General features: G+C 69.1%; 11 protein-coding genes. All 11 read right to left on the minus strand.

Annotation, left to right across the window (positions count from 1 at the left end; all coding sequences use genetic code 11):
* Positions 1–80: 80 nt before the first annotated feature.
* The 11 genes from ACFC02_RS39735 to ACFC02_RS39785 all read right to left on the minus strand — a co-directional run bounded on the left by ACFC02_RS39735 (position 81) and on the right by ACFC02_RS39785 (position 10276).
* Positions 81–1703: an MFS transporter gene (locus tag ACFC02_RS39735; protein ID WP_376367429.1), complete on the minus strand. Its 1623-nt coding sequence runs from the start codon at positions 1701–1703 to the stop codon at positions 81–83.
* Positions 1700–2179: a type II toxin-antitoxin system RatA family toxin gene (locus ACFC02_RS39740; protein ID WP_376367431.1), complete on the minus strand. Its 480-nt coding sequence runs from the start codon at positions 2177–2179 to the stop codon at positions 1700–1702. Before ACFC02_RS39740 ends, ACFC02_RS39735 begins: the two co-directional genes overlap by 4 nt.
* 55 nt (positions 2180–2234) lie before the next feature.
* Positions 2235–3365 (minus strand): acyl-CoA dehydrogenase family protein, encoded by a 1131-nt coding sequence (locus ACFC02_RS39745; protein WP_376367433.1) that lies wholly within the window; start codon positions 3363–3365, stop codon positions 2235–2237.
* Positions 3352–4266, minus strand: coding sequence for an alpha/beta fold hydrolase (locus ACFC02_RS39750; RefSeq protein ID WP_376367435.1), 915 nt, complete (start codon positions 4264–4266; stop codon positions 3352–3354). Before ACFC02_RS39750 ends, ACFC02_RS39745 begins: the two co-directional genes overlap by 14 nt.
* On the minus strand, positions 4263–5213 hold the full coding sequence (locus tag ACFC02_RS39755) for a VlmB-like protein (protein WP_376367437.1): 951 nt from the start codon (positions 5211–5213) through the stop codon (positions 4263–4265). Before ACFC02_RS39755 ends, ACFC02_RS39750 begins: the two co-directional genes overlap by 4 nt.
* A gap of 22 nt (positions 5214–5235) precedes the next feature.
* The gene (locus tag ACFC02_RS39760; protein ID WP_376367439.1) at positions 5236–6213 is read right to left on the minus strand and encodes a bifunctional lysylphosphatidylglycerol flippase/synthetase MprF; all 978 of its coding nucleotides are present in this window, start codon (positions 6211–6213) and stop codon (positions 5236–5238) included.
* Positions 6210–6665: a hypothetical protein gene (locus ACFC02_RS39765; protein ID WP_376367441.1), complete on the minus strand. Its 456-nt coding sequence runs from the start codon at positions 6663–6665 to the stop codon at positions 6210–6212. The genes ACFC02_RS39760 and ACFC02_RS39765 overlap by 4 nt, the downstream gene beginning before the upstream one ends.
* Entirely contained in the window at positions 6662–7738 is a 1077-nt protein-coding gene (locus ACFC02_RS39770) for an SDR family oxidoreductase (protein ID WP_376367443.1), read from the minus strand. The genes ACFC02_RS39765 and ACFC02_RS39770 overlap by 4 nt, the downstream gene beginning before the upstream one ends.
* A 43-nt stretch (positions 7739–7781) precedes the next feature.
* Entirely contained in the window at positions 7782–9041 is a 1260-nt protein-coding gene (locus tag ACFC02_RS39775; protein ID WP_376367445.1) for an aspartate aminotransferase family protein, read from the minus strand.
* A 51-nt stretch (positions 9042–9092) separates the two neighbouring features.
* Complete coding sequence (locus ACFC02_RS39780) at positions 9093–9572, minus strand: SRPBCC family protein (RefSeq protein ID WP_376367447.1); 480 nt, start codon at positions 9570–9572, stop codon at positions 9093–9095.
* 512 nt (positions 9573–10084) lie between these two features.
* On the minus strand, positions 10085–10276 hold the full coding sequence (locus ACFC02_RS39785) for a hypothetical protein (RefSeq protein WP_376367449.1): 192 nt from the start codon (positions 10274–10276) through the stop codon (positions 10085–10087).
* Positions 10277–10432 lie beyond the last annotated feature (156 nt).

Here is a 10432-nt window from a genome sequence, read left to right on the forward strand (position 1 = left end):
ACGCTCGTCATCCGTCAGAACCACTTCGACCGTCGGCCGACCCATGCGCGCCATGAGCCCAGCATACTTCTACGGCTTTCCTAAGACTCGGGACAGTAGGAGGACGTTCCCGGACGGAGCTCGGCCGTCGCGGGTTCCGGCTCGTTGCCGGGCGCCGGCGTCGTGCCGCTGCCCTGTCGCCGCAACAGTGCGGCCGCCGCGACGGCGCCGAGAGCCGCTCCCGCCGCCGCCACCAGGACCGCCGTGTGCAGCCCGTCCGCCATCAGGTCTCCCACCGATCGCAGCAGGCTCTGCCGGATGTCGGCCGGCAGAGCGTCGGCGCCGCCCGACTGCCCGTGCTCGATGGCACCGGCCAGTTCCCTGCGCGCGGCGTCCGGCAGCGGGACGGTGGCCAGCACATCCGGCAGACCTGAGTGCAGTCGCTGCTGGACCAGGGTGCCGGACAGGGCCACACCGAAGACGGCCCCGACCTGACGACAGGTCTGGGACATACCCGAGGCGATGCCCGCCTGTTGCGGTGGCACCGCCGACAGCAGCGCCACCGTGGCCGGTGCACCGACCACGGACACACCGGTGCCGATCAGGAGCAGGGGCCACCAGTACGTTCCGAAGCCGCTGCTGGCCTCCATGCCCGTCAGGCCCACGAATCCGCCGACCGCCACCAGGGAACCGATCACGATGACGATCCGGGTCCCCAGCCGGGCGGCCACGGCCGGCGCCAGCAGCGACGCCACCGTGATGGAGGCGGTCAGCGCCAGCAGCCGCAGACCGGTCTGCACGGGGGTGAGTCCGTTCACCTGCTGCAGGAACAGAGTGAGCAGGAAGATGACCCCGTACAGGCCGAAGAAGCAAAGGAAGTTCACCCAGCAGGTCATCAGCACGACCCGGTGGCGCAGCAGAGCCAGCGGCAGCATGGGGTGGGAGGTCCTGCTCTCCCAGCGCAGGCATCCGGCGAGAACCAGCACCGAGCCGACGAGCAGCCCGACGGTCAGGGGCGACCCCCAGCCCCGCGGGCCGGCCTCGATCAGGGCGTAGGCCATCGCCCCGATGCCGGTGACGAACAGCAGCTGACCGATCCAGTCGGCCTTCCGCCCGGGCTCCGCTCCGGCCGCCGCCCGGCCCGTGCCGAGCGGCAGCAACCAGGCCAGAGCCCCGAGGGCCAGGACGCCGATCGGCAGGTTGATCCAGAAGATGCTCTGCCAGGAATAGGCGTCCACCAGCAGGCCGCCGACGATCGGACCGGCGGCCAGGGCGACGCCGCCCACCCCGGCCCAGGTCGCCACCGCCGAGGCCCGCGCCCGCTCCTCGGTGTAGAGCTGGCGGATCAGGGCCAGCGACACCGTGATCATGACCGCGCCGAAGACGCCCTGCACGGCCCTGGCCACCAGCAGCGCCTCGATGCCGGTGGCCAGCGCACAGGCCACCGACGCGCCGGTGAAGCCGGTCAGGCCGACCAGGAAGACCCGACCGCGCCCGAGGGCGTCGCCGAGTGTGCCGGCCGTGAGCAGGAAGCAGGCGAAGGTGAGGACGTAGATGTCGAACACCCACTGCAGGGCCGAGACCCCGATGTCCATCTTCTCCTGCATGTCGGGGAGAGCCACCCCCACGACGGTGCTGTCCAGGTAGACCATGACGACGCCGACGCAGATGAAGGCCAGGCGCAGCGAGCGCGGGCCGCGCCCTTGCGGCGTCCGGGCCGTCACGACCCTACGACCGCAGTGTCTTGGTGGCTACTGGTGATTTCGATCTCCTCTCCCAGCAGACCGCGCAGGATGAGCTCGATGCTGTCGACGAGGGCACGCATGGCGACCGGGTTGATGATCGGTTCCAGACTGGGGATGCCCATGTCGAACTCGCAGGAGAACAGCACCACGACGTCGTCGCCGGCCTGCTGGACCTCCCAGGTCCCGACGAACCGGGCGAAGTCCCCGGTGAGCTGTTCGAAGGTGATCGTCCGGGCAGCGGGGTCGATCACGTCCCGTTCGGTCCAGCGCAGGACACCGCCGCGGAAGTTCACCGACCAGGCGGAGTCGACGGTGCCCGCCTGGTCGGCGGTCACCGTGACCTCGCGCACGGCGTCGGTGTGGTCAGCGTATCGCTCGAAGTCACGGATGCGGTCGAACACCTTCTCCGCGTCCCGACCGGAGAGCAGTCCCTCGACACGTATCAAGCAGGCCATGGCAGGTTCCTTCCAGAAAGTCGAACACCATGAGATCGGCCGATGGCGGCCGGGTTCAGCCCAGGACCAGCGGTCCGCCGGCGTAGGCCGTGCACAGTGCCTGGCCGGACCAGGCGCGCGATGGCGGGTGGAACTTCAGGGCGGCCGCGCAGGCGGCCAGATATGACGTCTCGTCACTGGAGACGTACGACATGCCGCCGAGCGTCTCCAGACAGCGCGGCACCACCCGGTCGATGGTGTCCTGTACCGAGAACCGGACCACCAGCGACTGCAGCAGCTCCGCCTGTCCCACGGGGCCGTCGCCGTCGAGCGGCGACGCGGCGCCGACGATGGCGCCCATCGCGGCCTCCAGCTCCACCAGGATCCGGGCCCGCTCGGTGACGTCCGTCCGCTCCCGGGCGAGCACCCGTTCCACCAGCGCGCTCGCCATGCCCAGGTACGAGGCCGCCATCATCAGCTCGAACCAGATGAAGCCCACGGTCTGGATCCGGTCCAGACTGCCGTCCTCGCCCAACTCGGTGCGGACCACCATGTCCGCCGGCACCCGGACGTCCTCCAGCCGCACCTCGTCGCTCTCGGCGCCGGCCAGCGCGGCGGTCCCCCAGAACGGGTGCACGGAGACGCCGGGGCTGGAGGCGGAGACCAGCGCCACGGCCAACTGCGGACCGCTGTCGGTGTCGAGCGTCACGGAGGCGGTCAGCAGATCCATCGACGCGGACAGGCTGCAGGGTTTCTTGGACCCGTTGAGGACGATGTCGTCGCCGTCCTGCCTGGCTGTGATGGAGGACGCCAGGATCGACTGTCCCGACTTTCCCTCGGCGAACCCGGAGGCCATCAGCAGCCTCTGGTCGGCGACAGCCTCCAGCAGCATCCACTCCATGCCCTTGGTGGCCTCGTACGCCTGGATCAGTCCGGCGACCGAGAAGTGGTGCATGGTGGTGGCCACCGCCAGGGACGGGCTGCGCGAGGCCACGGCCCTCTGCAGCCGTACGGCCTGCACGGCGCTCGCTCCGAGGCCTCGGTGCTCCGAGGGGACCACGAGCCCGGGGCCGCCCGCCTCCTTGAACAGGGTCAGCGCGGGCCCCTGCGGCTGTTCCCTTTCCTTCAGCGGGAGAGCGGCCAGCCGTTCGTCCAGTCCGGGCAGGAACATCTCCAGAGTCGCGCGCTCTGGCTCAAGAAACCGCATCGTCGTCTCCTGTGGGTGCGTGCCAGGGCTTGCCCACGAGTGTGCTGTCGATCCAGTGGCCGATCTCCCTGGCGATCGGCTCGGGCCGGTTGGCCCAGGCGGTGTGGCTGAGCCGATCGGCGTGGTGCCAGCGGGACACCTCAGCGCCCCGCAGCAGCCCGCACAGGGCGTCCACCGCGCCGGGCGGGGCCAGCAGGTCGTTGCCGACCGACACCGCCAGCACCGGCAGGCGAAGGTCCGCGATCAACTGTTCGTAGTCGACGTCGGCGCCGGCCGGGCGGTAGCGGCCCGTACGGGCCATCCGGGCCCAGTCGCCGACCAGCACCCTGGACTGACGCCCAGCGAAGCGCAGGACGTCGCCGGGCCAGTAGCCGCGCAGCCGGGCGACACCCGCGATGGTGTTGGTGCCCAGCAGCGGGATCAGCCCGGTCAGCCCCGGATAGGTGCGGAAGCGCGGCGTGCCCGCCGCGACCAGCAGCATCCCGTCCAGCTCGGACGGATTCCTGGCCGCGTACATCAGACCGATCAGCCCGCCGATGCTGTGCCCCAGCAGGAACACCGCACTGCCCGGCGCCCGCTCGCGAAGGGCGCCGAACACGGCGGGGTAGTCCACGGTGGCGAGCTCGTGGTACCCGTACCGGGCCGAGGAGTCCGGCCTGGGCCGGCTGTCGCCGTACCCGCGCAGATCAACCACCGCCACTCCCAGTCCGCGCGCCGCCAGCGCGCCGGCGAAACGTCGGTAGAACCGCGCCCGTACGCCGAGCGCGGGCCATACGACCGCCAGCGGGGCGCCTGCCGGGCCCGGCCAGTGGAGCACCGCCAGCTCGGCTCCGTCCGGCAGCGGCACCGTCAGCCGGTCTGCCGTGGCATCCGCTGCCGGACGCTCGGGCAGGTCGCTCACTCGGCCATCCCCATGTAGGCCAGGCGGGTGGTCTGGGTCTGGGCGGCCCAGTCCAGGGCGGTGGCGATCCGCTCGTCCGGAGTGCTGTCGAGCAGCCGGCGGCCCGGCCAGATCTCGTGGTCGCCGATGACGTCGGCGATCTGCTGGATGCCGGCCTGGAACAGTTCCTCCCGGCGCTGCAGCACCGCGAACACCGGCAGCTTGGCCCACAGCTCGTTGCCGCGCCGGACCACGTCCGCCAAGTGCTCCTTGAGCGAGGGGTCCCGCTCCAGATGCCGCTTGACGATCTCACTGCCGACGGTCAGATGCCGGATCTCGTCGATGCCCGCGCCGCGTTCCACGCTCGCCGCCGCCGGGTCCACGATCTTCCACTTGCGCTCGCTGAGCTCGCCGGTGGGCGCCAGCGCCCCCTCCACCAGGATGGTCAGAACGGCGACTCCGGAGACGAAGGCGTGCGGCCCGTTCATCACGCTCAGGCCGAACTCCTCCAGCGGGTCCAGAACGTTGCGCTGGTGCTCGCCCGCGTACTCCTCGATGACGTCGTCGAGTTCCGCCTCGGGGACGCCGACCTCCAGCATGTGCGCACGGAACGCCTGGGCATGCCGGGCCTCGTCGATGAGCTGAGTGGCGAAGAACTCCATGGACTTTACATCGGGAGCGGTCTGCACCAGGGAGGTGATGGCTCGTGCGGCCTTGTCCTCGGCGATGGAACGGAACGAGAACTCGGTCAGCAGCGCGTCACGCAGCGGGCCCGGCTTGAGCATGTGCTCCGGCGTCACGGCGTCCGGGTGGTGACCGTTGACCAGCCCTTTGAGTGTGCCCTGGGCGACGTTGGCGATCCAGTAGTCCAGGTCGCACTGCTCGGGGCTGAGCCTGAGTTCCCGGGCCCCTTCCAGCACGTTGGGGGCCAGGTCCCAGTCCGCCTCGGGTGCGATGTTCTTCGTCACCTGTGGTCCTCGAATTCGTCGGTCAGATTGCGTTGATTATGCGGAACAGCTGCCAGAGGGAGGACGGACGCGGCCCGCCCCCGAAGGCTACGTACTCGGGTTCGATCGCCTGCGGCGCCCACTTGAGCTTGAACGCCTGCTGGGACCGGGCCGGATAGACGAACGCGCCCCGCTCGGCGATCAGCCGCACCATGCGGGTGAGCGGCCGGCTGGCGTTGGCGGGCTCGGCGCCGAGTCCGGCGAACGGCGTCAGTCCCAGGTGGAGCCACTCGGCTCCTTCCTCGGTGAACGTCTGCAGGGCGGCGAAATTGATCAGCTCGATCGTGCCGACCGACGCCTCCGGGGTCCGCCGGGTCAGGTCGTACAGCCAGCCGGGACGGCTGCCGTAGGAAGGCGAGTAGGAGACGTAACCGATCACGGCGCCGTCCCGCTCGGCCACGAACAACCGCCGGTGCGGGACGCCCCGGCCGGTGCGTTCGCCCACCAGGAACGTCATCCGCTTGACGTGCCAGCCCTTGTCGCGCAGCCACCGGCGGTCGATCTCGTCCAGTTCCGGCGGCGGGTCGGCGGCCGACACCTCGCGGACCGACACGTTCTCCCGTCTGGCCCGGGCCATGTTCTGCCGGATCTTGGCCAGCGCCTTGCCCTTCAGCGAGAACCGGCTCAGGTCGACGCTGTAGGAGCTGCCCAGCTGGTTGACCGTCCAGTCCCGTCCGGCGAACACGTCCAGGTCCGCGGCCCGGACCTGCGCGACCACCAGCCGCTGCCGGCCGCCGACCATCCGTTCCTGGAACTCGGCCAGCAGCGCGCCCCGGTGTTCGGCGGGCGCGAACGGCCCGCCGAAGGTGAACACGGTGCTCCCGCGCCGCCGGTAGGCGATGACACCCGGCACGGACGAGGAGGTGAAGTGCTCTACGCCGTCGTTGTAGGCGAGGAACCCGCTCGGGTGATCGGCGTACGTGGCGATGCTCTCCAGCGCGTCCAGCCGCGCGCCCGTCATACGGCGTGCACCTCCGCCTGCCGTGCGGCGCGGAAGGCCTTCTGACGGCCGGTCTCGAAGTGCTCGAACGGCTCGCTGATCGGTTTGGCGTAATTGCCCAGCAGACCGCGGTCGCCGAACAGATGCAGCGGGACGACCAGCAGGGCCCACTCCGGACCTACCAGCCAGGCCCACAGCAGGATCACCGCGCCGGCGGACAGCCAGGTGTGCATGACGTTGTACAGCACGTGGAACACCGGGTGGATCCGCCCGTCCTTGGACAGGGTGTAGGCGATCAGGCCCGGGATGTAGCCGATGATGTCGATATAGGCGAACAGCAGGATCGCCGGTCCCCAGCGCACCTCGGTGATGTGCCACAGAAAGGCGACGGCGGCCACGGCGAAGACGCCGAGGTACTCCGCCCGCGTGGTGCGGTAGTTATGCCGGTGCCCAAAGGCTTGCTCCGCGCTCATGGGGTTCCTTCCAACGCCCGGGCGGTCGGGGCCGTGGCGTAGACGTTGTACCGGTTCTGGATCATGTGGCGGATCGAGGCCCGCCACGCCCTCTCGCTGGCCTGGACGTCCGCGGCGTACTCGCAGCCGGGAATCTCGGTCAGTGAACTGGGGATCGGGTGCTTGTGGAAGAGCACGGCGGTCACGTCCAGCAGCCGGTCGAGCCGCGTCTTCGCCCAGTGGGGAACCACGTCGAAGAACGCGGGGCGCACCAGGCGTTCCACGATGTCCGGGGCGAGCACCCGCAGCGGATTGACCGTGATGCCCCGGGCGGCGGCCTCCTCGACGATCACCTTGGTCAGCCGGTCGGAGGTGAGCGCGTGGGACCCGCTGCTGATCCAGTACTCACCGTCCCGGACATCCCGGTCCAGCAGCGACACGATCGCCAGGGCCACCAGATCCTGCGGGACGAAGTCGACATAGGCCGTGGGGTCGCCGGGTACGAAGGGGAGCCGGTTGCGCAGGACGTTGTGGGCGAAGGTGTGCAGCCCCTGCGTCTCGGAGATCTCGCCGGTGACGGAATCCCCGATGATGATCGAGGGCCGTACGATCACGGCCTGCGCGCCGCTCTCCCGGACGATCTTCTCGCCCGCGACCTTGGACGTCACGTACAGCGAGGGACTGTTGCCGGCCCGGCCGGTCTGCTCTCCGCCCGCCGCCCGGATCTCCTCGGCGCGTGCGACGTAGGCCGTGCTGACGTGGATCAGTGACGCGTCCGCGTCGACAGCGAACTGCGACATTCCGCGGGCGCCCTGCACGTTGAGGGTTTCCATCTCCTCCGCGGTGCTGCTGAACTTCACCATGCCCGCGGCGTGGATCACGACGTCCACCTCTTCGCAGAGCTTGCGGTAGGCGGTTTCGTCCAGCCCCAGCAGGGGCTGGGAGACGTCGCCGTGCACCACGTCGTCGCAGCCGGAGGGGGGTTTTCGATGGGCCAGGGCGATGATGCGATGGTGGCTCAACTGCGGTATGAGCGCGGTGCCGAGCACTCCGGAGCCGCCGGTGAGCAGGACAGTCTTGCGTAACGTTGCCATGTTCGTGGTCCTTCGAAGCCGGGAGTTGACTGGGCGGACGGTCTCAGCACTTCTTCGCCATGGCCGTCAGCGCCCCGTCCACCGCTTCCAGAAGCTGGGTCTCTTCGCCGGGGGTGATGACGGCGGGCGGGGTGATGCGCACCACGGGGTGCGCGTTGAGCGAGTGGTTGACCACCACATGACGGTCGACCAGCTCCAGCAGCAGTTCCCCGGCCTGGCTGGCGTCGACGAGTTCGACTCCGATGAGCAGGCCGACGCCGCGTACCTCGCGGACCAGTCCCGGGGCCCGGTCGGCGGCTATGGTGCGCAGGGCTTCCAGCAGCCGGGCGCCTGTCTCGGCGGCCCGGTCGACCAGTCCCTCGTCGCGGATCACCTCGACGGTGGCGCGTGCGGCGGCCATCGCGATCGGCGCCCCCGAGTAGGTGGAGGTATGCAGGAAGGGGTCGGAGTCGAAGGGGGCGAACGCCTCCGGCGTGGCCAGCGCGGCCGACACCGGAACCACGCCCCCGGAGAGGGCCTTCCCGATCAGCAGGACGTCCGGCCGGACCTCCGCGAGATCGCAGCCCCACCACGCGCCCAGCCGTCCCAGCCCGGTCATCACCTCGTCGACCACGAGGAAGGCGTCGTGCTCCCGGCACAGGGCCGCCACGTCCTTGAAGTAGCCGGGCGGCGGCACAATCACGCCGGCCTCGCTCTGTATCGGTTCGAGCACGACGCAGGCGTCGCCGTCGCCCGTCCCGAGGGCGTCGGCCAGCGCCGCGGTGTCACCGAAGGGGACGTGCTGCACATCGGGCAGCAGCGGCCGAAACGGATCCTGGTAGAAGGACTTCGCCGTCAGCGAGAGGGCACCGACGGTCTTGCCGTGATAGCCGTTCTCCATCGAGATCAGCCGACGTTTCCCGTGGGCCCTGGCCAGTTTGATGGCCGTCTCCGTCGCCTCGGTACCCGATCCGGAGAAGTGGACCCGTTCAAGCCCGGGCGGTGCGACCGAGGTCAGCGCCTGGGCGGCGAGCCCGACGACGGGGTCGAGAAAAAGGCGGGTGGAAAGCGCCTGCTTTTCTGCCTGCTGTTGTACCGCCGCAACGATGCGCGGGTGTCCGGCTCCGGTGAAGAACACTCCGTAACCACCGCAGTTGAGGAATTCATGGCCATCAGTGGTGGTGACGCGGGCGCCGGAAGCGGATTGCTCGACGAGGCTCCCGAACATCGCGGCGAGTTGACTGCGCCCCTTGCTCAGATGTGCGCGATGCAGGGCGATCGCTTCATCGTCGGTAATTCCGCCGTCTATCGCAGATGTATTCATTCTGACGTTTTTCTCCAGGAAGACTCGTTGTTCGCCGCACGCGGACGGGCCTCATGCTCGCTCCATCGCCGCCTTGAGTCGGTTCAGCGTGGAGCGCATGCCCTCCCGGTTGGCCGCGGGGCGGCGCTTCGACGGGGTGCCCGTGAAGACCAGGCCGAGGAGTTTGGCGACCGGGGCGCTGCGACCGGATCGCAGGTCCTCCCAGTACTCCGTCACCAGGCAGCCGTTTGCCCGGTCCTCGAAGCGGTAGCCCCACAGTGCCACCGGCATGCCGAACGTGCTCACAGTGAAGGCGAAGTCGCGTGCGTTCTCGGCGCGTACGACGGTGCATGAGGTGAACCAGAACCGCAGTCGCTTGCGATTCCATCCGATGAACCGTGTTCCCGCCTCGAACCGCTGGCTCCGGGACCACACGCCCACGCATTCGGGGCTCCATGCGCCCATGCGCCGGACATTGCTCACCGCCCGGTAGACGGACTCTGCGGAAGCCGTGACGAGAATCTTTTCCTCGACTCTCGCTGGGTGGTTCATCGGAGCTCCAAACGCGGGGGGGGGGGGGGGGCTCGGATCGAAATCAGCCGACTTTCACCGAGACGGTGCAAGTGTGAAACCGGTTCCGCACGGGTAGGCGGGATGCGGTGTGTGAATCGTCGGCCTGAACCCGAATCGGTGGATGGGCCCCTGCGGTTGGGAGACCGGTGCCAACTCTAGCGGCCTCGATCCGCTCGTCAATGATCGTTTGGTGAACGCAGGTGAGCAATTAAGTCTCGCCAAGGAGTGGGCGAGTGTGAAAGCGGCGATAATCGGCCTTGATCCGGCGGCGCATACTGCCGGTGGCCGAGATTCGTAAAACTGCAGGTGATCTCGGTGGCGGGCTGCCTTTTTGGGGGTGTCACGGACGCTCACAGATCACCCCGGGCGGTGGAAATGTCCTATTGGTCGAAATGGTATATGGCCAAAATGCATACGGTGTGACGTGCCGGCCCGCTCCTATGGGTTTGCCGTTTGTTTGCCGGGAGTCCGCGGAGCCGGGTACTACAGCCTCAGATCTTGAGGTTGTGATCGGTTCTGCTCGGGTTGTCGCCAGGGGCGGAGGCGGGCGGGCAGAGGGTCGCCGCGCCGTTCGGCTGGGACCCCCACAACGAGTGGGACAGCACCCGCCCCTTCACCGACGACGAGCGGGCCGTCATCACGGAGGCGCTGACCGCTGCTGGATGCACCACAACCTGACCCACGAAGCCCCCTTCGAAGCGCCCGGGGCGGCTTCGGCGTGCCCCGGCCCCGCCCCGCGCCTCCGAGCAATGCTCAAGACCTGTGGATCGGTCTCGGGAGAGGGGCTTCGCGAGACGCGGAGGGCGTACCTTCCCGAGTGATCGATTGATAGTCATCGA

Source organism: Streptomyces sp. NPDC056160, assembly GCF_042268205.1.
Taxonomy (GTDB): Bacteria; Actinomycetota; Actinomycetes; order Streptomycetales; family Streptomycetaceae; genus Streptomyces.